The following is a 25,479-nucleotide window of genomic DNA, read 5'->3' on the forward strand; positions in this document are numbered from 1 at the left end:
GTATTGTGCATTTCTAAGCGGTGGTCAAAAAGGATGAAGTCGGTGCGGATTGCGCCTTTGATCTTGTCCTTCTCGTAGGCCACCAGATCGGTCGCCGGATCGGCCACGGCCTCGGTCAGCTGCGCATGTTCGGCCTGAGCTTCATCCTTGCCGTGCAGCAGCGGATGGGCGAGTTTCTCGAAACCCTCGAAGCACAGATAGGCGCCGCCGACCATCAATAGCGGCGTCACCAGCCACGGAACAAACGCACTGATGGCCAGCGCCGACGGCACCAGGATCAGCTTGTTGACGAACGAGCCCTTGGCCACCGCCCACACCACGGGAATTTCCCGTTCGGCGCGCACGCCCGAGACTTGCTGGGCATTGAGCGCCAGGTCATCGCCGAGCACCCCGGCGGTCTTCTTGGCGGCCATTTTGCTCATCAACGCAACGTCATCCAGAACGGTGGCGATGTCGTCGATCAGCACCAGCAAACTGCTTCCTGCCATGGGTCAGGCTTCCCTGTGTAAAAAAGTGCGCGCAGCATACCGTGCGCCACTCAAGGGAGCGAGAGGCTACGGCACCTGCCAGCCACCGCCCAGGCTCTGGAACAGCGCGACACTGCCCTGACTGAGCAAACCCTGGGTATCACGCAGATTCTGCTCGGCCTGCAACAACACCAATTGTTGGGTCAGCACCGCTTGCTGGCTGACCGTCCCCGCCCGTTGCTGCGCCTGCTGACTGCCGAACAATTGCTGGTTGCGCTGGAACATCTGATCAAAGGCTTGCGCCTGAATATGCAGATGATTGATCGCCGACAGATTGTCTTCGACGTTCTGCAACGCGCCGAGCACCGTGCCGCGATACGTGGCCACGTCCTGATCGTAAGTGGCCTCGGCTTCCTGCTTGGCCGCTTCGCGGGCGCCGCCGTCGAAAATGGTTTCTGCCAGCGCCGGCCCGAGGGTCCAGATGCGGTTGGGCACAGAGAACAGGCCGCCCAGCGCCGTACCGCGAAAGCCACCTTCAGCCGTCAGGCTCAGAGTCGGAAAGAATGCCGCTTCGGCCACGCCGATCCGCGCGTTCGCTGCCGCAGCCAGACGCTCGGCGGACACCACATCAGGCCGACGCAGTAACAGATTTGATGGCAGCACCGGCGGCGGCATCGGCGTCGTGAAGCGATAGTCGGGCACTTTGGGCAGATCGAACTGCGCCGGCGCCACGCCCACCAGCACCGCCAGCGCATGTTCGGCCTGCTCCCGCGAACGCTGGGCGGTTTGCAGCGCCGTGATCACCGTACTGAGCTGATCCTGCGCCACCAGCAATTGATCATTGGTCGCCGTGCCCTGAACGGTTTGCGCCTGGATCATCGTCAGCAGTTGCTGATTGATGGCCTGCTGTTGCTGCAACAGGTCGATGTCGATATCCAGCTGCCGCAGACCCAGATAATTGGTCGCCACGCTGGCGCCGATGGACAGCCGCACGCCGGCCAGCAACGCGTCAGAGGATTGCAGCGAGGCCTGGCTCGACTCGATACCGCGCCGCACCTGCCCCCACAGATCCGGCTCCCAACTGGCCGTCAGGGTGGCGCTGACCGTTTGTTCGACGGTGCTGCCGCTGCTGCCGGTCAAACCGCTGGTGGTGCTGCCGCTGGCTCCGCCGCCGACACCGCGTGCGCCGGACAAACCCACGCCCACGGTCGGCCACAACCCGGCGCGGCTCGACGCCACCTGCGCCTGCGCCAGCCGATACGCCGCCTCGGCGCCGATGATCGACTGGTTGGCCTTGGCCGAGCGCTCGATCAGATCGTTGAGTACCGGGTCCTGATAGATCCGCCACCATTGGCTGTCCAACGCGCCTTGCGGATTGGCCCGGGCGCGCTGCCATTGCGTGCCTTCCTTGAACGAAGTCGGCAGTTCAATCGCAGGCTTGTGATAGTCCGGGCCGACCATGCAACCGCTCAGCAACAGGCTCAGCACAAGGCTGGCCCCCACAGGAAACAGGCGACGTTTCATTTACCGCTCCTTACGCTTCAGGCGCTGCGACGCCCGGTCCAGCCAAAGGTAGATCACCGGCGTGGTGTACAGGGTCAGCAACTGGCTGAACAGCAAGCCGCCAATGATCGAAATCCCCAACGGCCGGCGCAGCTCCGAGCCATAGCCGCTGCCCAGCACCAGCGGCAGTGCGCCGAGAATCGCCGCCAGCGTGGTCATCATGATCGGCCGGAAACGGATCAGGCAGGCGCGGCGGATCGCGTCCTTGGCGCTCAGGCCGAATTCGCGACGCTCGGTGATGGCGAAGTCGATCATCATGATCGCGTTCTTCTTGACGATCCCGATCAGCAGAATCACCCCCACCAGCGCGATGATCGACAGTTCGGTGCCGGTCAGCAGCAAGGCAATCAGCGCACCGACACCGGCCGACGGCAAGGTCGAAAGGATCGTCAGCGGATGCACCAGGCTCTCGTAGAGCATGCCCAGCACCACGTACACCGACAGCAGTGCCGCAACGATCAGCAACGGCTCGCTGGCCACCGAAGACTGGAACACCTGCGCCGTCCCGGCGAACTGCCCGACCACACTGGCCGGCATGCGCAGCTGTTTCACCGCGTTGTCCACCAGCGCCGTTGCCTGGCCGATGGAGACGCCCGGCGCGAGGTTGAACGAAGCGGTCACCGCCGGAAAAGTGCCTTGATGACTGATCGAAATCGCCGTGCGCCCCACGGAGTAATCCGCCAGCGCCGACAGCGGCACCAGCGTCTGCGAGACTTTGGCATTCAGATTCGGCGCCGCCGCTGCGCCCTTGGTCGTGACAGCAGCGGTGCCCACCGGCACGTAAACGTTCTTCAGGGTTTCCGGGGACGCCCAGTACGCCGGCGCCACCTCCATCACCACGTGGTATTGGTTGGCTGAGCGGTAGATGGTCGAAACCTGCCGCTGACCGAAGGCGTCGTAAAGCGTCTGGTCGATGGCCGACATGCTGACCCCGAGCCGGGCAGCGGCATCGCGATTGACCGTCACGCTGGACATCAGACTGTTGTCCTGCTGATCGGTGTTCACGTCGGTCAATTGCGGCAAGCCGTGCAGCACCGCGACGACTTTCGGCACCCATTCGTCGAGGGTGCTCTGGTCGTCGGCGGTCATCGTGTACTGATACTGCGCCCCGCTCTGCCGGCCGCCGACCGTGATGTCCTGCGCCGATTGCAGATACAGGCGCGTGCCGGGCATGTCGCCGAGGGTGTGGCGAATCTGACCGATGACCTGATCGGCGCCGTCCTTGCGATCCGCCAGCGGCTTGAGAGTGATGAACAGCTGCGCACTGTTGACCGCCCCGCCGATCCCGCCACCGCCGCCGACAAACCCGCCGACGGTCGCCACGTTCGGATTGCTCAAGACCTTTTTATTGATCTCGCTGAAGTTCGACTGGATCGCCCCGAAGGAAATGCTCTGCGCCGCAATGATGCTGCCGGACATGCGCCCGGTGTCTTCCTGCGGAAAGAAACCCTTGGGCACCAACACGTACAGCACGCACGCCAGCACAATCACCAGCAGCGTCAGCAGGCCCATCAGAAACGAATGCTCGACAACCCAACCCAGCGTGCGATCGTAGAACCGGTGAAAGTACGAATCCGGATGATCGTCACCCTTGCCGCTCTGCTGTTGAGTGCGCAGCAGCACGCTGGCGAGCATCGGCGTCACCGTCAACGACACCAGCATCGAAATCACGATGGCCACCGACAGCGAAATCGAAAACTCGCGAAACAGCCGCCCGACCACCCCGCCCATCAGCAGCAACGGAATGAACACCGCCACCAGCGACACGCTGATGGTCATCACCGTAAAGCCCACCTCCCGCGCCCCGGCCAGTGCCGCTTGCACGCGGCTCTCGCCTTTCTCCAGGTGCCGCATGATGTTCTCGACCACCACAATCGCGTCGTCCACCACAAACCCGGTGGAAATGGTCAGCGCCATCAGCGACAGGTTGTTGAGGCTGTAGCCGAGAAAATACATCGCCCCGAAAGTGCCGAGCAGCGACAACGGCACGACGATGGCCGGGATCAGCGTGCTGCGCCAGTCGCGGAAGAAGCCGAAGGTCACCAGCGTCACCAGCGCGATCGAAATCAGCAGGGTCACTTCCACGTCGTGCAGCGAGGCGCGAATGGTGGTGGTGCGGTCCATCAGGATATTGATCTTGATCGCCGAGGGGATCGAACTCTGCAGGAACGGCAGGTCGGCTTTCACCGCATCCACCGTGTCGATCACATTGGCGCCGGGCTGCTTGAACACCACCAGCAACACCGCCGGTTTGCCGTTGGACAGACCGAAGTTGCGCAGGTCTTCGACGTCTTCGCTGACGTCACCGAGATCGGAAATGCGCACCAGATCGCCGTTGCGCTGCTTGACCACCAATGGTCCGTAATCGCTGCCCTGATAGAGCATGTCGTTGGCCTTCAGGCCATAGGACTGATCGCCGACCAACACCGTGCCTTTGGGCAGATTCACGTTGGACGCCTGAATAACCTGACGCACTTGCTCCAGGCTGACGCCATAGCGATTGAGCCGGTCCGGATTGAGCTCGATGCGCACCGCCGGCAATGCCGCGCCGCCCACCGTGACATCGCCTACACCCGTGGTCTGCAACAGCCGCTGTTCGAGCAGGGTCGAGGCCACGTCGTACATCTGGCCACGGGTCGCCGAATCGGAAGTCAGGCTGAGAATCAGGATCGGTGAGTCGGCCGGGTTGACCTTGCGGTAGGTCGGGTTGCCGGACAGGTCGCTCGGCAGGCTGCTGCGGGCGGCGTTGATCGCCGCTTGCACGTCCCGCGCCGCGCCATCGATGTCGCGATTGAGGTCGAACTGCAAGGTGATGCGGGTCGCCCCCAGCGAACTGGACGAGGTCATTTCAGTGACCCCGGCAATCTGCCCGAACTGACGCTCCAGCGGCGTCGCCACCGATGACGCCACCGTACTCGGGTCGGCACCGGGCAACGAGGCACGCACGCTGATGGTCGGGAAATCCACCTCCGGCAGCGGCGCCACCGGCAGCAGGTTGAACGCCAATACGCCAAACAACGCCAGCCCGACCGCCAGCAGCGTGGTGGCGATGGGGCGCTGGATAAATGGCGCGCTAAGGTTCATCGCGCAAGGCCTCGGCCGCCACTGGCCGGCGCCGGGCGAAGCGCTGCTCGAGGCCATGCATGGCGAGGAAAATCACCGGGGTCGAGAACAGCGTCAGCAACTGGCTCAGCAACAGCCCGCCGATGATCGCGATTCCCAACGGATGGCGCAGCTCCGAGCCGATCCCGGTGCCCAGCGCCAGCGGCACCGCGCCGAACAAGGAAGCCATGCTGGTCATCAGGATCGGCCGGAAACGCAGCTCGGCAGCCTGACGGATCGCCGCCACCGGATCGAGTCCGCCCTTGCGCTCCAGCTCCAGGGCGAAGTCGACCATCATGATGCCGTTCTTCATAACGATGCCGATCAGCAGCACGATGCCGATCAAGCCGATGATGTCGAACTGCGTGCCGGTGATCAGCAATGCCAGCAAGGCGCCGAGCGCGGCGGACAGCAGGGTCGAGAGAATCGTCACCGGGTGCACGAAGCTCTCGTAGAGAATCCCCAGCATCAGGTACACCACGATGATCGCCGCCAGCACCAGAAACACCTGATTGGACAACGACGCCTCGAACGTCGCCGCCGCCCCTTCCAGATTGGCCTGCACCGACAGCGGCAGGCCGGCCCGGGTTTCGATGTCCTTGAGCCGCGTCACCGCCGTGCCGAGGGTCTGGCCGGGGGCGAGGTTGAACGAGACATCGGCGTAGGGAAACTGCCCCAGACGATTGATTGTTACCGGCGCGCGAATCACCTGCATCGTCGCCATGCTCGACAGCGGCGCCACCCCGCCGCCGGGAATGTCGACGTAGAGCCCGGTCAACAGATCCGCCAGATTGTGTGGCGGATGGTCGGTGGCGATCACCACGTGATACTGGTTGAGCTGGGTGTAGATGGTCGACACCTGACGCTGGCCGAAAGCGTCATACAACACGTCGTCGATGGCTTGCGGCGTGATGCCCAGACGCGACGCGGTGGCGCGGTCAAAGTTGAGCTGGATCTGATTGCCGAACTGCATCGCCTGGCTTTGCACGTCGGTGAACATCGGGTCCTGCTTGATCGCCGCCAGCAGTTTGTTGGTCCAGGTTTCCAGTTCGCCCGGGTCAGTGGCTTGCAGGCCGAGGCGGTAACTGGTGGTCGAGACGGTGGCGTCCAGCGTCAGGTCCTGCACGCTGTGCAGGTACAGGCGAATCCCGGCGTCGTCGGCATTGGCGTCGGAGAGCCGGCGAATCACCGCTGCACTGCTGTCACGGTCGCCGTGGGGCTTGAGGTTGATCAGCAGGTTGCCCTGATTGATCGTCGGGTTGGTCTGGTCGATGCCGACGAATGACGACAGGCTCGCCACCGCCGGATCCTTGAGAATCCGCGCCGCCAGCCGCTGTTGCTCGCTCTGCATCTGCTGGAAGGAAATGCCCGGCGAGGCCTGGGAAATGCCCTGGATCAGCCCGGTGTCCTGCTCGGGAAAAAAGCCCTTGGGCATGATCACGATGATCAACAGCGTCAGCAACCCGGTGAGCACCACCGAGATCAACGTCAGCCCGCGATGCAGCAGCACCCAGTCGAGACCTTTGACGTAATAGCCGTTGACCCGGTCGAAGAAATCGACCCGGCGTTCCTCGTGTTTGTGCTTGAGCATCCGCGAACACATCATCGGCGTCAGGGTCAGGGTGATCAGCGCCGAGATGACGATGGTCACCGCCACGGTCATGGCGAATTCGCGAAACAGCCGGCCGACCACATCGCCCATGAACAGCAGCGGAATCATCACTGCGATCAGCGCCACCGACAGCGAAATGATGGTGAAGCCGATCTGCTCCGCGCCCTTGAGCGCAGCCTGCATCGGCGAGTCGCCGGCTTCGATGTAGCGGGTAATGTTTTCGATCATGACGATGGCGTCATCGACCACAAAACCGATGGCGATAGTCAGCGCCATCAGCGTCAGGTTGTTCAGCGAAAACCCCACCGCGTAGGCCACCGCCAGGGTGCCGACCAGCGTCAGCGGCACGGTCACCGCCGGGATGATCGTCGCCGCCACGTTGCGCAGGAACAGGAAAATCACGATCACCACCAGCAACACCGCCACCGCCAGTTCGTATTGCACGTCGGTGACCGAGGCGCGGATGGTTTGCGTGCGATCGGTGAGCACGTTGACCTTCAGTGTCGCCGGCAAACTGGCGCGCAGCTTGGGCAGCAGTTGTTGCACGCGGTCGACCACATCAATCACGTTGGCCCCGGGCTGGCGCTGGATGTTCAGAACAATCGACGGCGTGCTGTCGGTCCATGCTGCTTGCCGAGGATTTTCCGGGCCCTGGGTCGACGAAGCGATCTGCGACAGGCGAATCGGCGCGCCGTTCTTGTAGGCGATCACCAGATCGCGGTACTCCTCGGCCGACTGCAACTGGTCGTTGGTGCCAATGGAATACGCCTGATATTTGCCGTCGATATTGCCCTTGGCCTGATTGACGTTGGCCGTGCCCAGCGAGGTGCGCAGGTCATCGAGGGACAGCCCCAGACTGTTCAGCGCCGAGGTGTTGGCCTCGACCCGCACCGCCGGGCGCTGACCGCCGCTGAGGGTGACCAGGCCGACACCGGTGATCTGCGAAATCTTTTGCGCCAGCCGCGTGTCGGCCAAGTCTTCGACCTTGGTCAGCGGCAACACGTCAGAGGTCAGCGACAGCGTCAGCACCGGCGCATCGGCCGGGTTGACCTTACTGTAGACCGGCGGGTACGGCAGGTTCGCCGGCAGGAAGGTGCCGGCGGCGTTGATCGCGGCCTGCACTTCCTGCTCGGCGACATCAAGCGACAGTGAAAGATCGAATTGCAGGGTCACCACCGAAGCGCCGTCGGAGCTGGTGGAGTTCATCGACTTGAGCCCCGGCATCTCGCCGAGCTGGCGTTCCAGCGGCGCGGTGATCGACGAACTGATGACCTCGGGACTGGCACCGGGGTATTGGGTAAACACCTGAATGGTCGGGTAATCCACCTCCGGCAACGCCGACACCGACAACAAGTGATAACCCAGCAGACCCAGCAACAGTACGGCGACCATCAACAGCGTGGTGGCCACCGGGCGTTCGATGAAGGGGCGCGAGACGTTCATGGGCTACGCCTCCTATTGCGCGACGACTTTCACCGCCGAGCCATCGTCGAGTTTGTCGGCGCCCTCGGTGACGACCTGCTCGCCCTCCTTCACCCCGTTGTCGAGCACCGCCGAGACATCGCCCGTGGCCGGCCCGGTCCTGATGTTGCGCAGGCTGACCTTGTTGCCGGGATCGACCACCACAAAAACGAAATCGCCCTTGCTGCCGTGCTGGATCGCCCGGGTCGGCACCACGGGGTTCTGACTCAGGGTGTCGGCCTTGAGCCGGGCGTTGACGAACTGATTGGGGAACAGCGCCTTGCCGGAGTCGTCGAACTGCGCCTTGACCTTGATCGTGCCGGTGCTGGTATCGACCTGGTTATCCAGCGCCAGCAGATTGCCGGTGGCCAGCAGGTTATGTTTGTTGCGGTCGTAGGCCAGCACCGTCACCACGCCTTTGGCCATGGCCTGATTGATCGCACCCAGATCATCCTCGGGCACGGCGAACACCACAGTGGCCGGAGTCATCTGGGTGATCACGGCAATCCCGGTGGTGCTGGTGGTGGTCACGTAGTTACCGGGGTCGACCTGGCGCAAACCGACCACGCCATCCACCGGCGAAGTGATCGTGCAATAGCTCAACTGGACTTCGAGGTTCTGCACGCTGCCCTGATCCGAAGCGACCGTGCCTTGCAGTTGCTGCACCAGCGAGGCCTGGGTATCGAGGGTTTGCTGGGTGGTAGAGCCGACCTTGATCAGTTCACGATAACGCGCCAGATCGCGCACGGCGTTGGCGAGCAGTGCCTGATCGTGCATCAGCGTGCCCTTGGCCACCGCCAGTTGTGCCTTCAGCGCGCGATCGTCGATGCGGGCGATGACTTGGCCTTTGGCGACGTGCTGGCCTTCCTTGAACTCGACCGAGCTGAGAATGCCGTTGACCTGGGTCACTACGGTCACGCTGCGGGTCGGGGTCACCGTGCCCAACGCGTCGATGTAGACCGGCACGTCCTGCAACCTGACCGGGACCGTCGCGACCGGCTCGGCGGCCGGCGGGGGTTTGACCCGACGCTGACCGGCGCTCAGGTAGAACCACAGGGCAAGCCCCAGCAACAGCACAATGCCAATGATCAACAGGACTTTGCCGCGCCTGCGTTTCGCCATGACCGCCCGCCTCTTGCCCCCGCGTCTGCCTTGACTCTAGCAGCGTCCCGACAGCCATCGCGGGGCATGGCGAACTTGTTCAGGCTGGCGACAGACTGACACGACGAGCGCCACCAACGGGCATTGTTGAGCGGCGCGCGAGGCCGGTGCTACCATGCGCAACCGCCAGAACAGGCAAGGAACCACCGGGTTTATGAGCACAATCCGCGAGCGCAACAAAGAACTGATCCTGCGTGCCGCCAGTGAAGAGTTTGCCGACAAGGGCTTCGCTGCGACCAAAACCAGCGACATCGCCGCCAAGGCGGGATTGCCCAAGCCCAACGTCTACTACTACTTCAAGTCCAAGGAAAACCTCTACCGCGAGGTTCTGGAAAGCATCATCGTGCCGATCCTGCAGGCCTCGACCCCGTTCAACCCGGACGGCGTGCCGAGCGAAGTGCTGAGCGGCTACATCCGCTCGAAGATCCGCATCTCCCGCGACCTGCCGTTTGCCTCGAAGGTGTTCGCCAGCGAAATCATGCACGGCGCCCCACACCTGAGCGCCGACCTGGTCGAGCAACTGAACAGCCAGGCCAAGCACAACATCGACTGCATCCAGAGCTGGATCGACCGCGGGCAGATCGCCCCGATCGACCCCAACCACCTGATGTTCAGCATCTGGGCCGCGACCCAGACCTACGCCGACTTCGACTGGCAGATCTCCGCCGTGACCGGCAAGGAAAAGCTCGACGAAGCCGATTATGAGTCCGCGGCACAAACCATCATCCGGTTGGTGCTCAAGGGCTGCGAGCCGGACTGAAACCAACACCTCCAGACACAAACAAGCCCGCCCTCACAGAACGTCCTGTGAGGGCGGGCTTGTTCATTTCAGCGACTATCCGGCATTAGCCACTCAGGCCGCCACCCCCGCATCCGCCCGCAGGTCCAAAGCCTCCACAGCCTTGATCGCCACCTGCTCATCGACATCCGACAGATCGCCGCTGATGCCGATCGCTCCCAGCACGTTGCCCGCCTGATCACGGATCAACACGCCGCCCGGTGCCGGGACGACGCTGCCCTGCCCCATGCTGTTGAGCGCGGCGATGAACGCCGGGCGTTGTTGCGCGTCCAGCGCCAGCAGGCGTGAGCCCTTGCCCAGGGCAATGGCGCCCCAGGCTTTGCCGATGGCGATGTTCGGGCGCAGCAGGCTGGCGCCGTCTTCGCGTTGCAAGGTGACCAGGTGGCCGCCGGTATCCAGTACTGCAATGGTCAGCGGCGCAGCGGAGATCGCCCGCCCTGCGCTGATGGCTTCGTTGACCAGGTTGACTGCGACTTTCAAGGTTAAAGCGCTCATGGTGCCGTCCTCATTTTGTTATTGGGAAAGCCGTTGGGCTGCGCGTTTGTGCCGCAGCCGGATGCAACAAATAGAACACAATGAATTATTTTTTTGTATACAATAATTATCGAAAAGCGCCCCATGCGACGAAAAGCCACAGTAGAAACGGCTTCCGACGAATGAAACAGGCGCTTGAGAAAATGGATTGACCTGCGCCGTCCGCCGTGAATACACTCTGCGCAAAGCCACTTGTATACAATTACAAAACGTAAAGAGGCACAAAACCATGAGCAAAATGAGAGCAATCGAAGCCGCCGTTCTGGTGATGCGCCGTGAAGGGGTTGATACCGCTTTTGGCATTCCGGGTGCTGCGATCAACCCGCTGTATTCCGCCCTGAAGAAAGTCGGTGGCATCGATCACGTCCTCGCTCGCCACGTTGAAGGCGCCTCGCACATGGCCGAGGGCTACACCCGCACCAAGGCCGGCAACATCGGCGTGTGCATCGGTACTTCCGGCCCTGCCGGTACCGACATGGTCACCGGTCTGTACAGCGCCTCCGCGGACTCGATCCCGATCCTCTGCATCACCGGCCAGGCCCCCCGCGCCCGTATGCACAAGGAAGATTTCCAGGCCGTCGACATCACCAGCATCGTCAAGCCAGTGACCAAGTGGGCAACCACCGTTCTGGAGCCGGGCCAGGTGCCTTACGCGTTCCAGAAAGCCTTCTACGAAATGCGCTCCGGCCGTCCTGGCCCGGTGCTGATCGACCTGCCGTTCGACGTGCAGATGGCTGAAATCGAATTCGACATCGACGCCTACCAGCCACTGCCGCTGGCCAAGCCGAGCGCAACTCGCGTGCAGGTTGAAAAGGCTCTGGCGCTGCTCGATCAGGCTGAACGTCCATTGCTGGTGGCCGGTGGCGGCATCATCAACGCCGACGCCAGCGATCTGCTGGTGGAATTCGCCGAGCTGACCGGCATCCCGGTCATCCCGACCCTGATGGGCTGGGGCACCATTCCGGACGATCACCCGCTGATGGTCGGCATGGTCGGTCTGCAGACTTCGCACCGTTACGGCAACGCCACGATGCTGAAATCCGACGTGGTGCTGGGTATCGGTAACCGCTGGGCCAACCGTCACACCGGTTCGGTCGACGTGTACACCGAAGGTCGCAAGTTCATTCACGTCGACATCGAAGGCACCCAGATCGGCCGCGTGTTCACCCCGGACCTGGGCATCGTTTCCGACGCCGCCGCCGCGCTGACCGTGTTCATCGAAGTCGCCCGTGAATGGCAAGCCGCCGGCAAACTGAAAAACCGCAGTGCATGGCTGCAGGACTGCCAGCAGCGCAAGTCCAGCCTGCAACGCAAGACCCACTTCGACAACGTGCCGGTCAAGCCGCAGCGCGTGTATGAAGAAATGAACCAGGTGTTCGGCAAGGACACCTGCTACGTCAGCACCATCGGCCTGTCGCAGATTGCCGGCGCGCAGTTCCTGCACGTCTACAAGCCGCGTCACTGGATCAACTGCGGCCAGGCAGGCCCGTTGGGCTGGACCATTCCGGCGGCGCTGGGCGTGGTGAAGGCCGATCCGAACCGTAAAGTCGTGGCCCTGTCGGGGGACTATGACTTCCAGTTCATGATCGAAGAACTGGCGGTCGGCGCTCAGTTCAATCTGCCGTACATCCACGTCGTGGTGAACAACTCGTACCTGGGTCTGATCCGTCAGGCACAGCGCGGATTCGAAATGGACTACTGCGTGCAGCTGTCCTTCGATAACCTGAACGCGCCGGAACTCAACGGTTACGGTGTCGACCACGTCGCAGTCGCCGAAGGCCTGGGCTGCAAGGCGCTGCGTGTGTTCGAACCGGCTGACATCGCCCCTGCCCTGCGCAAGGCCGAAGAGCTGATCGAAGAGTTCAAGGTGCCGGTGATCGTCGAGATCATTCTGGAACGTGTGACCAACATCTCCATGGGTACCGAGATCAACGCCGTCAACGAATTCGAAGACCTGGCGCTGGTCGGCAACGATGCGCCTACCGCGATTTCGCTGCTCGATTAAAACTGCTTGCCGTTCGTTCCCGCGCCGGGCGCGGGAACGATCACTCTAACGGGAGACCACCATGCCGCGTTTCGCAGCCAACCTGTCCATGCTGTTCACCGAACAGGATTTCCTTGCCCGTTTCGACGCCGCCGCCAAGGCTGGCTTCAGCGGTGTCGAGTACCTGTTCCCGTACGATTTCAGCTCCGCCGAAATCAAGGCCAAACTCGACGCCAACGGTCTGACCCAAGTGCTGTTCAACCTGCCGGCCGGTGACTGGGCCAAGGGCGAACGCGGTATCGCGTGCCTGCCGGACCGGGTCGAAGAGTTCCGCGCCGGTGTCGATCTGGCCATCGCTTACGCACAGGTTCTGGGCAACACCCAGGTCAACTGCCTGGCCGGTATCCGTCCGCAGGGCGTGGACGATGCCACCGTTGAAAAGACCTTCGTCGCCAACCTCAAGTACGCCGCCGAAAAGCTGCAAGCCGTCGGCATCAAACTGGTGATGGAAGCGATCAACACCCGCGACATCCCGGGTTTCTACCTGAACAACACGGCGCAGGCCCTGTCGATTCGCGAGCAGGTCGGCAGCGCCAATCTGTTCCTGCAATACGACATCTATCACATGCAAATCATGGAAGGCGATCTGGCCCGCACCCTGCAATCGCACCTGGGCGAGATCAACCATGTGCAGTTGGCCGACAACCCGGGCCGCAACGAGCCGGGCACTGGCGAGATCAACTACCGCTTCCTGTTCGAACACCTCGATCGCATCGGTTATCAGGGCTGGGTCGGCTGCGAGTACAAACCGCTGACCACCACTGAAGCGGGCCTCGGCTGGCTGAAGACCCACAACGCGATCTGACCCCCTATTTGCTTGAGCAAGACAAAAACAAGAGGAATTTCTCATGGCTAAAATCGGATTTATCGGCACCGGCATCATGGGCCACCCAATGGCTTCGAACCTGCAGAAAGCCGGTCACAGCCTGTTCCTGTCGGCGCACCACGACGCCGCTCCTGCCGATCTGGTCGCTGCTGGCGCCGTGGCCCTGGCCAACCCGCGCGAAGTGGCCCAGGAAGCTGAGTTCATCATCGTCATGGTGCCGGATACCCCGCAGGTCGACGACGTGCTGTTCCGCGCCGACGGCGTTGCTGCCGGCATCGGCAAAGGCAAAGTGGTGATCGACATGAGCTCGATCTCGCCGACCGCCACCAAGGCTTTCGCCGCGAAGATCAACGAAAAAGGCGCGCAATACCTCGACGCTCCGGTGTCCGGTGGTGAAGTCGGCGCCAAGGCCGCGACCCTGAGCATCATGGTCGGTGGCGATGCCGATGCCTTCGAACGCGCACTGCCGCTGTTCCAGGCCATGGGCAAGAACATCACCCTGGTCGGCGGCAATGGTGACGGTCAGACCGCCAAGGTGGCGAACCAGATCATCGTTGCCCTGAACATTCAGGCCGTGGCCGAAGCCCTGCTGTTTGCTTCGAAAAACGGTGCCGATCCGGCCAAGGTGCGTGAAGCGCTGATGGGTGGTTTCGCCTCCTCGAAGATCCTCGAAGTGCACGGCGAGCGCATGATCAAGGGCACCTTCGATCCGGGCTTCCGCATCAGCCTGCACCAGAAGGACCTGAACCTGGCCCTGCAAGGCGCCAAGGAGCTGAACATCAACCTGCCGAACACCGCCAACGCCCAGCAAGTGTTCAGCACCTGCGCGGCCATCGGCGGCAGCAACTGGGACCACTCGGCGCTGATCAAGGGCCTGGAACACATGGCCAACTTCTCGATTCGCGACAAGAAGTAAGCCCTGCCCCGTCCCCGGTGTGGAAGCAGCCCTGCTTCCACACTGGACCGAGTTGCCCTTCCAATAACAAGAATTCCGGGAGCCCGCCATGTCGGTCGATCCGCAACAACTGCTGCGCGAGCTGTTTGCCACAGCCATCGACGCGGCCCATCCGAACCAGGTCCTCGAAGCCCATTTGCCTGCCGATCGCACAGGTCGCGTGATCGTCATCGGTGCCGGCAAGGCTGCCGCTGCCATGGCGCAAGTGGTCGAGCGCTGCTGGGAAGGTGAAGTCTCGGGCCTTGTGGTGACCCGCTACGGTCACGGCGCCCCGTGCGAAAAAATCGAAGTGGTCGAAGCCGCGCACCCGGTGCCGGACGCAGCCGGCCTGGCCGTGGCCAAGCGCGTGCTGGATCTGGTCAGCAACCTGACCGAAGACGACCGCGTGATCTTCCTGCTGTCCGGCGGCGGTTCTGCCCTGCTGGCGCTGCCGGCCGAAGGCATCACCCTGGCCGACAAACAGTCGATCAACAAAGCCCTGCTCAAATCCGGCGCGACCATCGGCGAGATGAACTGCGTGCGCAAGCACCTCTCGGCGATCAAGGGCGGACGCCTGGGCAAGGCCTGCTGGCCGGCGACTGTTTATACCTACGCGATTTCCGATGTACCGGGCGACCTCGCCACGGTCATCGCCTCCGGCCCGACCGTGGCCGACCCGAGCACCAGCGCCGAAGCGCTGGCAATCATCAAGCGCTACGGCATCGAGATCCCGGCTTCCGTGCGCACCTGGCTGCAAAGCCCGGAATCGGAAACCGTCAAACCCGGCGATCCGAGCCTGGCCCGCAGTCACTTCCAGCTGATCGCCCGTCCTCAGCAATCGCTGGATGCGGCGGCGGTGAAATGCCGTCAGGCCGGTTTCAGCACGCTGATCCTCGGCGACCTGGAAGGCGAATCCCGCGAGGTGGCAAAAGTCCACGCCGGCATCGCGCGCCAGATCATCCATCACGGCCAGCCGCTGGCAGCACCGTGCGTGATTCTCTCCGGCGGCGAAACCACGGTGACCGTGCGCGGCAATGGCCGTGGCGGACGCAACGCCGAATTCCTCCTCAGCCTCACCGACAGCCTCAAGGGCCAGCCCGGCGTCTATGCGCTGGCCGGTGACACCGACGGCATAGACGGCTCGGAAGACAACGCCGGCGCGATCATGACCCCGGACAGCTACGCCCGCGCCGCCGCCCTGGGCCTGAGCGCCAGCGACGAGCTGGATAACAACAACGGTTACGGCTACTTCGCGGCGCTCGATGCGCTGATCGTCACCGAGCCGACCCGCACCAACGTCAACGACTTCCGCGCCATCCTGATCCTCGAGAGCTCTAAATCATGACGCCTGACAAAAAGGTCAAAATCCTCGCCACCCTCGGGCCTGCCGTCGACGGCATCGAAGACATCCGCGAGCTGGTCGAGGCCGGGGTCAATATCTTCCGCCTCAACTTCAGCCACGGCGATCACGCCGACCACGCCAAGCGCTATCAGTGGATCCGCGAAGTCGAGCGCCAGCTCAACTACCCGCTCGGCATCCTGATGGACCTGCAGGGGCCGAAACTGCGGGTCGGCAAGTTCGCAGACGGCAAGGTTCAACTGCATCGCGGCCAGGCCTTCCGCCTCGATATGGACGCGACACCGGGCGACGAACGCCGGGTGAACCTGCCGCATCCGGAGATCATCGCCGCGCTGGAAGCCGGGATGGATCTGCTGCTCGACGACGGCAAACTGCGCCTGCGGGTCGTGACCAAATACAGCGATGCGATCGACACCACCGTGCTCAACGGTGGCGAACTGTCGGATCGCAAAGGCGTGAACGTTCCGCAAGCGGTACTCGATCTGAGCCCGCTGACCACCAAGGACCGCCGCGACCTGAGCTTCGGTCTGGAACTGGGTGTGGACTGGGTGGCGCTGTCGTTCGTACAGCGTCCGCAAGACATCATCGAGGCCCGCGAGCTGATCGGCGACAAGGCGTTCCTGATGGCGAAAATCGAGAAGCCGTCGGCCGTCGAACAACTGCGCGAAATCGCCGAGCTGAGCGACGCGATCATGGTTGCCCGCGGCGACCTGGGCGTGGAAGTGCCGGCCGAAAGCGTGCCGCAGATCCAGAAAAACATCATCACCACCTGCCGCCAGCTCGGCAAACCGGTGGTGGTGGCGACACAGATGCTCGAGTCGATGCGCTTCTCGCCGGCGCCGACCCGCGCCGAAGTCACCGACGTGGCCAACGCCGTGGCCGAAGGCGCCGATGCGGTGATGCTGTCGGCAGAAACCGCGTCCGGCGAATACCCGCTGGAAGCCGTGCAGATGATGAGCAAGATCATCCGCCAGGTGGAGAACGGTCCGGACTACCAGACCCAACTCGACGTCAGCCGGCCGAAAGCCGAAGCGACCGTGTCCGATGCCATCAGCTGTGCGATTCGCCGGATCAGCAACGTGCTGCCGGTGGCGGTGCTGGTCAACTACAGCGAGTCCGGTGCATCGAGTCTGCGTGCGGCGCGGGAGCGGCCGAAAGCGCCGATCCTCAACCTGACGCCGAACCTGCAGACCGCCCGCCGCTTGAGCGTGGCGTGGGGCATTCATTCGGTGGTCAATGATCGCCTGCGTCAGGTGGATGAAGTGTGCTCGACCGCGCTGGAAATCGCTCAGGCTCAAGGAATGGCCGAGCGTGGCGATACGTTGCTGATCACTGCGGGTGTGCCGTTTGGCCAGCCGGGATCGACTAATTCGCTGCGGATCGAAACATTGATTTAAGCAACACCTGTGTGGCGAGGGAGCGTGTTCCCTTCGCTCGGTATGACGGTTTCCACAAGAGACACCGCATTCACCGGGCATGAACTCCCTCACCACAGCTTCAAGCAAGACCTTTTGATTGTCCTACTGCCCAGATTGTCCAGACATGCCTGCCAACCATTTCAACACCCACTGCCCCGACTGGGCCGAAGCCTTGCTCAATGGCTTCAGTCAGATCTTCCTCCAGCGCCACCCGTTGTGTGGACTGCTGTGCCTTTTGGCCATTTTATTCACCGCGCCGGTGCTGTTCGCCGGCGCGCTGCTCGGCGCGGTCGCCGGGTTGCTCACCGCGCAGCGGCGCAACTACGCCAAGGCTGATCGCCAGGCCGGGCTGTTCAGCTACAACGGCGTGCTGGTCGGCCTGTTGCTGAGCCTGTATTTCCCCTGGTCGCCGATGTTGCCACCGCTGATTCTGGCGGCCGGCGGTCTGAGCGCGATGATCACGCAGCAATGGCTCAAACGTGCACGCCTCACCGAGTACCTGCCCGCCTACACCGCGCCGTTCGTATTGTTGAGCTGGGTGTTCCTGTGTTTCGCCGAGCCTTCGACGCCGGCTCCGGCGCTTGAACTGAACACGCTGAACCTGCTTGGTGCCGCGCTGAAGGGGCTGGGCCAGGTGATGTTCCTCGACCATCCGCTGGCCGGTGCATTGATCGCTGCCGGTCTGCTGATCGCCGATCGCCGGGCCTTTGTCTGGGCAATGGCGGCCTCGGCGATTGGTCTGGGCTCCAGCCTGTTGCATCACGACAGCCAGGTCGCGCTGCTCGGTCTGGGGGGCTACAACGCGGTGCTCGCCGCCCTCGCCTTCAGCACCCAGCGCCAGCAACCGTGGTTGCCGCTGTTCGGCATCGGCCTGGCGCTGCTGGTGACACCGCTGTTCAGTGCCCTGGGCCTGGCGACGCTCACCGCACCGTTCATTCTTGCCTGCTGGCTGCTGCGCACCGGCATTCGCCTGATGCGCCAACCGGAGATACATACCGCGCCTTGCGCTGACGGGGAGAATCAACCTAGGCTGCGCTGATTTATGGCCAGGGCGATTCGCATGAACGGCAACAACACGTGGCGTGATCGCCTGTACGTGATCATCTTTCAGACTGACACAGTAGCGGGACGTCGATTCGACAAGACCCTGCTGCTGATCATCCTCGCCAGTCTGGTGACGGTGATCCTCGACAGCATCGATGACGTCCACCAGAACTATGCCGATGTGCTGGCGTACATCGAGTGGGGCTTCACGGTCATCTTTCTCGGCGAATACCTGCTGCGCCTGTATTGCTCGCCCAAGCCGCTGCGCTACGCCTTCAGTTTCTACGGGTTGGTGGACCTGCTGGCGATCGTGCCCGGCATCCTCGCGCTGTATTACAGCGATGCCCAGTACTTGCTGATCATCCGGGTGATCCGGATGCTGCGGATCTTCCGCGTACTCAAGCTCGGCCCGTACCTGAAACAGGCGCATTACCTGCTCGACGCCCTGCGCGGCAGCAAACAGAAGATCCTCGTGTTCCTGCTCAGCGTCTGCACCCTGGTCACGGTGTTCGGCACCCTGATGTACGTGGTCGAAGGCCCGGAACATGGCTTCACCAGCATTCCAAAAGGCATCTATTGGGCTATCGTGACCCTGACCACCGTGGGTTACGGCGACATCGTGCCGAGGACCATTCTGGGCCAGGTAATTTCGTCGCTGGTGATGATCACCGGTTATTCGATCATCGCCGTGCCCACGGGGATTTTCACCGCCGAACTGGCCACCGCCATGCGTGGCGGTCAGCTGCAGCACGACTGCCCGGTGTGCAAGAAAAACAGCCATGAACACGAAGCCTCGTTCTGCTCCCGTTGTGGCAATGCGCTGTTCAATAAAATGGAATAAGCAAAGTTCTTTTTAATCTTTAAGCGACTATGCGCGCCCCGCTATAGTCGCTGGCAAATGGCCTCACCTTTGTAAAAACACCCCCACAGAACAAGGAATGCGCAGTGAAAAAACTCTTTGGCGCCTCACTTCTCGCCGCTGGTCTTGCCTTCGGCAGCGTGGCTCAGGCCGCACCGACCCTGCTTAACGTTTCCTACGACGTGATGCGCGATTTCTACAAGGACTACAACACTGCGTTCCAGAAACACTGGCAGGCTGAACACAACGAAAACATCACAGTGCAGATGTCTTTCGGCGGTTCGAGCAAACAAGCCCGCTCCGTGATCGACGGCCTGCCGGCTGACGTCATCACCATGAACATGGCCACCGACATCAACGCTCTCGCAGATAACGGTCAACTGGTGCCAAAGGACTGGGTCACCCGTCTGCCGAACAACAGTGCGCCGTTCACCTCCGCGACCGTGTTCATCGTGCGCAAGGGCAATCCGAAAGCCCTGAAAGACTGGCCGGACCTGCTCAAGGACGGCGTGCAAGTAATCGTGCCGAACCCGAAAACCTCGGGCAACGGCCGCTACACCTACCTGTCGGCCTGGGGCTACGTGCTGAAAAACGGCGGTGACGAGAACAAGGCCAAAGACTTCGTCGGCAAACTGTTCAAGCAGGCGCCAGTGCTGGACACCGGTGGCCGTGCCGCGACCACCACGTTCATGACCAACCAGATCGGTGACGTGCTGGTGACCTTCGAGAACGAAGCTGAAATGATCGCCCGCGAGTTCGGCCGCGACCAGTTCGAAGTCATCTACCCGAGCGTCTCCGCCGAAGCCGAGCCACCGGTGTCGGTAGTCGACAAAGTTGTCGAGAAGAAAGGCTCCCGCGCGGCGGCCGAGGAATACCTGAAGTACCTGTGGTCGCCGGAAGGTCAGGAAATCGCTGCCGCCAACTACCTGCGTCCGCGTGACCCGGCGGTCCTGGCCAAGTACACCGACCGTTTCCCGAAAGTCGACTTCCTGTCGGTCGAGAAAACCTTCGGTGACTGGCGCACCGTGCAGAAGACCCACTTCAACGACGGCGGGATCTTCGACCAGATCTACAACGGCCAGTAAGGCGTGAGCTGACATGAAAAAGGCGACCTGAAGCGGTCGCCTTTTTTGTGGTCGGCTACATGGGCGGCTTGACGCCATCCTTGCCGGCCGAAACCGATTGCGCGGTCAACGTGCCGTCCGCGCTCTGGGTCACGAAGGTGACGATCTTCACCCCGACCTTGAGCAGGCTGCGGTCGCCCGGTGTCAGGTTGACGATCGGCACGTCCTCCGGCACCAGGATCTTCTGCTGGCCGCCCTTGTAGTTGACGGTCAGCACCCGGCCGTTGCTCACCACCAGATCGCCGACGCTGCCATTGGTCATGCTGCTGCCCTTGGCCAGGTCGAATGGCCGGTGGCCGTCGCCGCTGCCGGCCAGCTCCGGCGGGAAGACGTGAACCTCCAGCGCCTTGAGCGTGCCATCCTCCTGGGGAATGGCCGCCGAACCGATGTAGCTGCCGGGCTTGATGTCTTCGATATTGGCCAGGGTGACGGCGCGGACCTTGGTGTCCGGGGTCAACTGGACCACTACATTTTCGCCCGTGTTGACGTGCACCTTGAGGGAGTCGGGGCTGACCCCGGTGATTTCGCCGCGTATGCCCATGCGCATGCCCGGGGCTTCGCCGGCGTAGACGCTGCCGGCACTGAGTACGCCGATCATCAAAAGAGTCGTGGTGTGGCGAAGCAACTGACGAAACATCGCAATCCTCCCGTTGAATACACATGGAAATCCAGGCGCAACATAAGCACGCTATCGAACAAGATGTAAGTGAATGTATCATCGTCCCTCTTCGGTCGGACGCAAGGTTCGCCGATGGACGACGGATTGTTCGACGCGATCTATTCCGCAACGGAATAACTGATATCGATCCAGGGCTTCTACCGCCCGCCCGTTTCGTCCCTTAGCCTCACCGCATTCCTTTTCGCTGGATCGAGAAACCCTATGACCGCCACAACTCACGCAATGACCCGAGGCATGGTGCTGCTGTTCGCTTTCTGCTGCGGCGCAATCGTTGCCAACATCTACTATGCCCAGCCGATCATCGGCCTGATCGCGCCGGACATCGGCCTGACCGACACCATGGCCAGTTTCATCGTGTCGTTGACCCAGATCGGTTATGCGCTGGGCCTGTTCTTCCTGGTGCCGCTGGCGGATCTGCTGGAAAACCGCCGTCTGATGATCATCACCACCGTGGTGGCGATTGCCAGTCTGCTGGGGGCGGCATTTACCGATCAGCCCAACGTGTTCCTGTTGATTTCGCTGCTGGTGGGTTTCAGTTCGGTGTCGGTGCAGATCCTGATTCCATTGGCGGCGCACCTGGCGCCGGAAGAATCCCGTGGCCGGGTGGTCGGCGGGATCATGGGCGGTTTGCTGCTGGGGATTCTGCTGGCACGGCCGGTGTCGAGCGTGGTCGCCGACCATCTCGGCTGGCGGGCGATGTTCATGATCGCCGCAGCCTTGATGGCAGCGATCAGCGTGGTGTTGGCGCTGACCGTGCCCAAGCGCCAGCCGGATCACAGCGCCTCCTACGGCCAGTTGCTGGGTTCGTTGTGGACGCTGCTGCGCAAACAACCGGTGCTGCGTCAGCGCGCGTTTTACCAGGCCTGCATGTTCGCCACGTTCAGCCTGTTCTGGACCGCCGTGCCGCTGGAACTGGCGCGTAACCATGGCTTGTCCCAGAGTGAAATCGCGATCTTCGCCCTGGTCGGCGCCATCGGTGCCATCGCCGCCCCGATCAGCGGTCGCCTGGCCGACGCCGGCCACACCCGCATCGCCTCGCTGCTGGCCATGCTGTTCGCCAGCCTGAGCTTCCTGCCGGCCTTCATCCACCCGGCCTACAGCGTCATCGGTCTGGCCGTGACCGGCGTGGTGCTCGATTTCTGTGTGCAGATGAACATGGTGCTCGGCCAGCGCGCAGTCTACTCCCTCGACGCCAAAAGCCGCGGCCGCCTCAACGCGCTGTACATGACCAGCATCTTCGTCGGCGGCGCCTTCGGCTCGTCGGTAGCCAGTGCGGTGTACGAGCATGGCGGCTGGTTGTGGATCGTGATTGTCGGCAGCGCGTTCCCGCTGCTGGCACTGGTGCGGTTTTTGAGTGCTTCGCAGAAAACAGTGATGGCGACTGCTTGAGAGGTGCGAGGCGCTGCCAACCGGCAGCGCCCGACGCTCAATGCCGGACCAGTTTCTCCATGGCAGCATCCGCCAGAAAGGATGAACGACTTTTGACGTTGTGCTCCCGTACATAGCGGTCGATCCGCTGGATGACGTAACCGGGCAACGTCACATTGACCTTCTCGGTCTTGCCCATGTACGGCGAGATGTCCAGCTCCAGCATGCCCCAGCCCATCTCGGCAAATTCCGGGTTGTTGCGGTGGGTGGCCGCTGAGGTCGGCATCGGAATCGGATCACCATCCGCCGCGATCTCCTGCAGCATGATGTGGGCAATCTCGACGGCTGCGTTGTAGGCATCCTCAAACGTATCACCGGCCGTTACCGCGCCGGGAATATCGGGGATCTGAATACCGATGGCGGTGTTCTCGTCACCCCACTCGATGCAGATTGGGTATTGCATTGTGAAATTGCCTCGCCCATTAAAGTAACTCTAGAGGTACCTTTAGTGGCCTGCAGAAGCCTGTGACACAACGTTGGTTGTTTTGCAGAATGTTTTGACCTCCTTAGCTGTAAGGCAAAACTGCCTACGAAGACTCACAATTTTTTAACAAGACTGCACAGGACCGTCGATGGACCGCCTCGCCGCCATGGAAACCTTCGTCTACGTCGTGGAAACCGGCTCGTTTTCCGCCGCTGCCCGGCGGTTGAATATCGGTCAGCCCGCCGTGTCGAAAACCATCGCCCAACTCGAAACCCGCCTCGGCGTGCGCCTGCTGTTGCGTTCGACCCGAGGCTTGACGCCGACCGAAGCGGGCGTGGCCTTTTTCGAGCGAGCCAGGCGTGCGCTCGAAGAAGCCGACGAGGCTGACAACGCTGCCCGAGGCGTGGCCGGCGGTCTGAGCGGCAATCTGCGGGTCAGCACGGCCGTGACCTTCGGCCGGATGCATGTGGTGCCACATCTGGGGCCGTTTCTCGATCAACATCCACAACTCAACGTCGACCTGTTGCTAGACGATCAGAACATCAACCTCGTGGAGGAAGGCATCGACGTCGCCCTGCGCCTGGGCCCGCTCAGCGACTCAGGCCTGACCGTGCGCAAGATCGCCGAATGCCGGCGCGTCATCGTTGGCACTCCGACCTACTTCGCCAGTCACGGTGAACCCGCCTGCCCTGCCGATCTGAGCCGGCACCGCGCCGTCATCTACCACCGTGGCGGCGGCGCGACCTGGCACTTGAACAAGGATGGCGAAGAACAGACCGTGACCGTCAATGGCCGCCTGCGCGTCAGCGCCGCCGAAGGGTTGCGTGAGGCAGTGCTGACCCATCAGGGGCTGGGGATGGGCTCGGAGTGGATGTTTGCACCGGAACTGGCCAGTGGCGCAGTGAAGGCTGTCATGGGCGATTGGGTGTTGCCGAAGCAGGAGCTGTGGGCGGTGTTTCCGACGGGCAGGATGGCCAGCGCCAAGGCGCGGGCGTTTGTTGAGTATGTGCAGGGAATGTTGATAAAAAAGCCTTAAAGCAGCACTCGTTTCGTTTATTGCGATTTTCGCTTATTTCGAATAACGTTCCCGGCATTACTCATTCCCAAAGCCGGACTCGCCATGTCGACCGTTATTCATCCCTCCATCAGCCTCCCCGTAGAACGCGAAGTCAAAGCCGCCATTGAAGGGCAGCGCGCCTTGGCTGCCTATCTCGCGACCGGTTTCGAGACTCAGCACATCCAGATTTTCGACGAGCAGAATGAAGCTCATCGCGTCGAACTGCCCACCTCGGCCCTGCGCCTGCTGATCGACATTCTGGCGGAGCTGGCAGCCGGCAACGCGGTCCAGGTCGTGCCGGTGCATGCCGAATTGACGACTCAGGAAGCCGCCGACCTGCTCAACGTCTCACGTCCACACCTCATAAAACTGCTGGAAAGCGGCGAGTTGTCCTACCACAAAACAGGCAAGCACCGACGTGTGCGCTTTGCCGATCTGATGGACTATAAGACCCGGCGCACCACCGCCAGCGAGCAGGCAATGGCGCTTCTCGCAGAGCAAGCTCAGGCGTTAAGGACAGGTTACGAGTGAGGCATTCCTCTTTTACCGCTTTGTACGATGCATGCGTCTTGTACCCCGCCCCCTTGAGAGACTTCCTCATGTGGCTTGCGCTCTCGGGACGATTTCGGGCGCGATGGACCCAGTAGATTCACTGCGAATGGAAACGCAATCTGCTGAAGAACCGCCCGGACCTGACGATGGAGCAGCTGGATCGCACCTCAAACCTTATGGATCAAGCAATACCTGACGCCTGCGTCCATGACTATGAAGACCTGATTGCCGGCCTCACCTTGCCCGACTGCGATGATCGTCACGTTCTGGCAGCGGCCATCCGCTGCGGCGCAAGCGTGATAGTGACGTTCAACCAGAAAGACTTTCCCTGCAGATCGCTGGAGCCTTTCGGCATCGAAGCGCAGCATCCGGACGAGTTCGTCGACAACCTCTTGGGGCTTGAATCCGGCAGCAGTGGTTGCAGCGGCCCAAAAGCAGCGTCGGCAGCTGAAAATGCCTGCCATGGACGTCGAACCCTTTCTTGATCTACTGCAACGACAAGGCCTGACTAAATAGGTCCAGGCACTAAGCAGCTATCACTCGATTCTTTGAAAGCTCATGACCCTGGATAGCAAAACGGCGATCCAAAGATCGCCGTTTTTCATTACTCCCCGAACTGCTTGCCCAACCCCGCCGGCACACCGTGGATATTGGTGTCCTCCCACGGTCCGTTCGGGCTGATCGAGCGGCTCCAGCCGTTGTTCCAGCGGTAGTAGGTGCGCTGGCGGTAGAAGGTGTTGGGCTGGTCATCCAGCACGTACACGCCCAGTTTCTGATCCCAGTGGCTGTTGCCGCCCGGTGGCGGGGCGAAGCTGGCTGAGGTGCGCGGGGCGGGTTTCGAGGGTTTGGCCGGGATGCCCGGTTTGCCCGGCGTCGGACTGGTCGACGGGGTCGGGCTCGGCTGTGATGGCGGGATCGGCGGCAGCCGTGTCGTCGGCTCAGGCCGTTGCACCGCACATGCGCTCAAGCCCAGGGCCAGTGTGAGGACTGTGATTCGGGCGATGGCGTTCATGGCGGTGCGTTCCTGATGG

General features: G+C 62.2%; 20 protein-coding genes and 2 pseudogenes. 13 read left to right on the top strand and 9 right to left on the bottom strand.

The window, feature by feature from the left end; genetic code table 11:
- Positions 1–29 precede the first annotated feature (29 nt).
- From ACKLNA_RS25565 to ACKLNA_RS25585, 5 genes and pseudogenes are all read right to left on the bottom strand, one after another.
- Positions 30–488: pseudogene (locus tag ACKLNA_RS25565) on the bottom strand (DUF808 family protein); the annotation flags it as partial.
- Positions 489–554: 66 nt separating this feature from the next.
- On the bottom strand, positions 555–1,991 hold the full coding sequence (locus ACKLNA_RS25570; RefSeq protein WP_408987490.1) for an efflux transporter outer membrane subunit: 1,437 nt from the start codon (positions 1,989–1,991) through the stop codon (positions 555–557).
- Complete coding sequence (locus ACKLNA_RS25575; protein ID WP_408987491.1) at positions 1,992–5,114, bottom strand: efflux RND transporter permease subunit; 3,123 nt, start codon at positions 5,112–5,114, stop codon at positions 1,992–1,994. It lies immediately after the preceding gene.
- Complete coding sequence (locus ACKLNA_RS25580; RefSeq protein WP_408987492.1) at positions 5,104–8,187, bottom strand: efflux RND transporter permease subunit; 3,084 nt, start codon at positions 8,185–8,187, stop codon at positions 5,104–5,106. Before ACKLNA_RS25580 ends, ACKLNA_RS25575 begins: the two co-directional genes overlap by 11 nt.
- A gap of 12 nt (positions 8,188–8,199) precedes the next feature.
- Positions 8,200–9,327, bottom strand: a complete 1,128-nt coding sequence (locus tag ACKLNA_RS25585; RefSeq protein ID WP_408987493.1) for an efflux RND transporter periplasmic adaptor subunit — start codon at positions 9,325–9,327, stop codon at positions 8,200–8,202.
- 193 nt (positions 9,328–9,520) lie between these two features.
- On the opposite strand from ACKLNA_RS25585, the gene ACKLNA_RS25590 reads away from it, so the two are divergent.
- Positions 9,521–10,126, top strand: coding sequence for a TetR/AcrR family transcriptional regulator (locus ACKLNA_RS25590; RefSeq protein ID WP_085710525.1), 606 nt, complete (start codon positions 9,521–9,523; stop codon positions 10,124–10,126).
- A 93-nt stretch (positions 10,127–10,219) separates the two neighbouring features.
- Here ACKLNA_RS25590 and ACKLNA_RS25595 read toward each other — a convergent pair whose 3' ends face one another.
- The gene (locus ACKLNA_RS25595; protein ID WP_085710524.1) at positions 10,220–10,660 is read right to left on the bottom strand and encodes a heme-binding protein; all 441 of its coding nucleotides are present in this window, start codon (positions 10,658–10,660) and stop codon (positions 10,220–10,222) included.
- 268 nt (positions 10,661–10,928) lie between these two features.
- Between ACKLNA_RS25595 and gcl the strand changes: the two genes are divergently transcribed.
- The 8 genes from gcl to ACKLNA_RS25635 all read left to right on the top strand — a co-directional run bounded on the left by gcl (position 10,929) and on the right by ACKLNA_RS25635 (position 20,269).
- Positions 10,929–12,704, top strand: coding sequence for a glyoxylate carboligase (gene gcl, locus ACKLNA_RS25600; RefSeq protein ID WP_134825910.1), 1,776 nt, complete (start codon positions 10,929–10,931; stop codon positions 12,702–12,704).
- Positions 12,705–12,765: 61 nt separating this feature from the next.
- Positions 12,766–13,548 carry a hydroxypyruvate isomerase gene (gene hyi, locus ACKLNA_RS25605; protein ID WP_249484164.1) on the top strand — a complete coding sequence of 261 codons (783 nt, stop codon included), beginning with the start codon at positions 12,766–12,768 and terminating at the stop codon, positions 13,546–13,548.
- Positions 13,549–13,591: 43 nt separating this feature from the next.
- A complete protein-coding gene (locus ACKLNA_RS25610) occupies positions 13,592–14,485 on the top strand; it encodes a 2-hydroxy-3-oxopropionate reductase (protein WP_047292610.1) in 894 nt (297 codons plus the stop codon).
- Between the two features lie 88 nt (positions 14,486–14,573).
- A complete protein-coding gene (locus ACKLNA_RS25615; protein WP_085710520.1) occupies positions 14,574–15,848 on the top strand; it encodes a glycerate kinase in 1,275 nt (424 codons plus the stop codon).
- The gene (gene pyk / locus ACKLNA_RS25620) at positions 15,845–17,260 is read left to right on the top strand and encodes a pyruvate kinase (RefSeq protein WP_408987494.1); all 1,416 of its coding nucleotides are present in this window, start codon (positions 15,845–15,847) and stop codon (positions 17,258–17,260) included. Before ACKLNA_RS25615 ends, pyk begins: the two co-directional genes overlap by 4 nt.
- A gap of 145 nt (positions 17,261–17,405) precedes the next feature.
- Positions 17,406–18,320 carry an urea transporter gene (locus ACKLNA_RS25625; protein ID WP_408987495.1) on the top strand — a complete coding sequence of 305 codons (915 nt, stop codon included), beginning with the start codon at positions 17,406–17,408 and terminating at the stop codon, positions 18,318–18,320.
- Positions 18,321–18,341: 21 nt separating this feature from the next.
- Entirely contained in the window at positions 18,342–19,166 is an 825-nt protein-coding gene (locus tag ACKLNA_RS25630) for an ion transporter (RefSeq protein WP_408987496.1), read from the top strand.
- Between the two features lie 104 nt (positions 19,167–19,270).
- Complete coding sequence (locus ACKLNA_RS25635; RefSeq protein ID WP_248742937.1) at positions 19,271–20,269, top strand: sulfate ABC transporter substrate-binding protein; 999 nt, start codon at positions 19,271–19,273, stop codon at positions 20,267–20,269.
- 55 nt (positions 20,270–20,324) lie between these two features.
- Here the strand turns inward: ACKLNA_RS25635 and ACKLNA_RS25640 are convergent, their stop codons facing one another.
- Positions 20,325–20,945: a hypothetical protein gene (locus tag ACKLNA_RS25640; protein WP_408987497.1), complete on the bottom strand. Its 621-nt coding sequence runs from the start codon at positions 20,943–20,945 to the stop codon at positions 20,325–20,327.
- 243 nt (positions 20,946–21,188) lie between these two features.
- Here ACKLNA_RS25640 and ACKLNA_RS25645 point away from each other — a divergent pair, with 243 nt between their 5' ends.
- A complete protein-coding gene (locus ACKLNA_RS25645) occupies positions 21,189–22,376 on the top strand; it encodes an MFS transporter (protein ID WP_408987498.1) in 1,188 nt (395 codons plus the stop codon).
- 37 nt (positions 22,377–22,413) lie between these two features.
- Here ACKLNA_RS25645 and ACKLNA_RS25650 read toward each other — a convergent pair whose 3' ends face one another.
- Complete coding sequence (locus ACKLNA_RS25650) at positions 22,414–22,818, bottom strand: type II toxin-antitoxin system HicB family antitoxin (protein WP_265811929.1); 405 nt, start codon at positions 22,816–22,818, stop codon at positions 22,414–22,416.
- A 169-nt stretch (positions 22,819–22,987) separates the two neighbouring features.
- On the opposite strand from ACKLNA_RS25650, the gene ACKLNA_RS25655 reads away from it, so the two are divergent.
- The 3 genes and pseudogenes from ACKLNA_RS25655 (at position 22,988) to ACKLNA_RS25665 (ending at position 24,964) form a co-directional block, all read left to right on the top strand.
- A complete protein-coding gene (locus ACKLNA_RS25655; protein WP_408987499.1) occupies positions 22,988–23,875 on the top strand; it encodes a LysR family transcriptional regulator in 888 nt (295 codons plus the stop codon).
- Positions 23,876–23,959: 84 nt separating this feature from the next.
- A complete protein-coding gene (locus tag ACKLNA_RS25660) occupies positions 23,960–24,427 on the top strand; it encodes a helix-turn-helix domain-containing protein (protein ID WP_408987500.1) in 468 nt (155 codons plus the stop codon).
- Positions 24,424–24,964: pseudogene (locus ACKLNA_RS25665) on the top strand (PIN domain-containing protein). The gene ACKLNA_RS25660 and the pseudogene ACKLNA_RS25665 overlap by 4 nt, the downstream one beginning before the upstream one ends.
- Positions 24,965–25,052: 88 nt before the next feature.
- Here the strand turns inward: ACKLNA_RS25665 and ACKLNA_RS25670 are convergent.
- On the bottom strand, positions 25,053–25,460 hold the full coding sequence (locus ACKLNA_RS25670) for a hypothetical protein (RefSeq protein ID WP_085710507.1): 408 nt from the start codon (positions 25,458–25,460) through the stop codon (positions 25,053–25,055).
- Between the last annotated feature and the right edge of the window lie 19 nt (positions 25,461–25,479).

This window comes from Pseudomonas sp. UV AK001 (assembly GCF_046097675.1).
Taxonomy (GTDB): domain Bacteria; phylum Pseudomonadota; class Gammaproteobacteria; order Pseudomonadales; family Pseudomonadaceae; genus Aquipseudomonas; species Aquipseudomonas kribbensis.

Bases quoted from the DNA above. Each gene is read 5' to 3' on its own strand.
- ACKLNA_RS25570 (WP_408987490.1), bottom strand. From the start codon at position 1,991: ATGAAACGTCGCCTGTTTCCTGTGGGGGCCAGCCTTGTGCTGAGCCTG.
- ACKLNA_RS25575 (WP_408987491.1), bottom strand. From the start codon at position 5,114: ATGAACCTTAGCGCGCCATTTATCCAGCGCCCCATCGCCACCACGCTG.
- ACKLNA_RS25580 (WP_408987492.1), bottom strand. From the start codon at position 8,187: ATGAACGTCTCGCGCCCCTTCATCGAACGCCCGGTGGCCACCACGCTG.
- ACKLNA_RS25585 (WP_408987493.1), bottom strand. From the start codon at position 9,327: ATGGCGAAACGCAGGCGCGGCAAAGTCCTGTTGATCATTGGCATTGTG.
- ACKLNA_RS25590 (WP_085710525.1), top strand. From the start codon at position 9,521: ATGAGCACAATCCGCGAGCGCAACAAAGAACTGATCCTGCGTGCCGCC.
- ACKLNA_RS25595 (WP_085710524.1), bottom strand. From the start codon at position 10,660: ATGAGCGCTTTAACCTTGAAAGTCGCAGTCAACCTGGTCAACGAAGCC.
- gcl (WP_134825910.1), top strand. From the start codon at position 10,929: ATGAGCAAAATGAGAGCAATCGAAGCCGCCGTTCTGGTGATGCGCCGT.
- hyi (WP_249484164.1), top strand. From the start codon at position 12,766: ATGCCGCGTTTCGCAGCCAACCTGTCCATGCTGTTCACCGAACAGGAT.
- ACKLNA_RS25610 (WP_047292610.1), top strand. From the start codon at position 13,592: ATGGCTAAAATCGGATTTATCGGCACCGGCATCATGGGCCACCCAATG.
- ACKLNA_RS25615 (WP_085710520.1), top strand. From the start codon at position 14,574: ATGTCGGTCGATCCGCAACAACTGCTGCGCGAGCTGTTTGCCACAGCC.
- pyk (WP_408987494.1), top strand. From the start codon at position 15,845: ATGACGCCTGACAAAAAGGTCAAAATCCTCGCCACCCTCGGGCCTGCC.
- ACKLNA_RS25625 (WP_408987495.1), top strand. From the start codon at position 17,406: ATGCCTGCCAACCATTTCAACACCCACTGCCCCGACTGGGCCGAAGCC.
- ACKLNA_RS25630 (WP_408987496.1), top strand. From the start codon at position 18,342: ATGAACGGCAACAACACGTGGCGTGATCGCCTGTACGTGATCATCTTT.
- ACKLNA_RS25640 (WP_408987497.1), bottom strand. From the start codon at position 20,945: ATGTTTCGTCAGTTGCTTCGCCACACCACGACTCTTTTGATGATCGGC.
- ACKLNA_RS25645 (WP_408987498.1), top strand. From the start codon at position 21,189: ATGACCGCCACAACTCACGCAATGACCCGAGGCATGGTGCTGCTGTTC.
- ACKLNA_RS25650 (WP_265811929.1), bottom strand. From the start codon at position 22,818: ATGCAATACCCAATCTGCATCGAGTGGGGTGACGAGAACACCGCCATC.
- ACKLNA_RS25655 (WP_408987499.1), top strand. From the start codon at position 22,988: ATGGACCGCCTCGCCGCCATGGAAACCTTCGTCTACGTCGTGGAAACC.
- ACKLNA_RS25660 (WP_408987500.1), top strand. From the start codon at position 23,960: ATGTCGACCGTTATTCATCCCTCCATCAGCCTCCCCGTAGAACGCGAA.
- ACKLNA_RS25670 (WP_085710507.1), bottom strand. From the start codon at position 25,460: ATGAACGCCATCGCCCGAATCACAGTCCTCACACTGGCCCTGGGCTTG.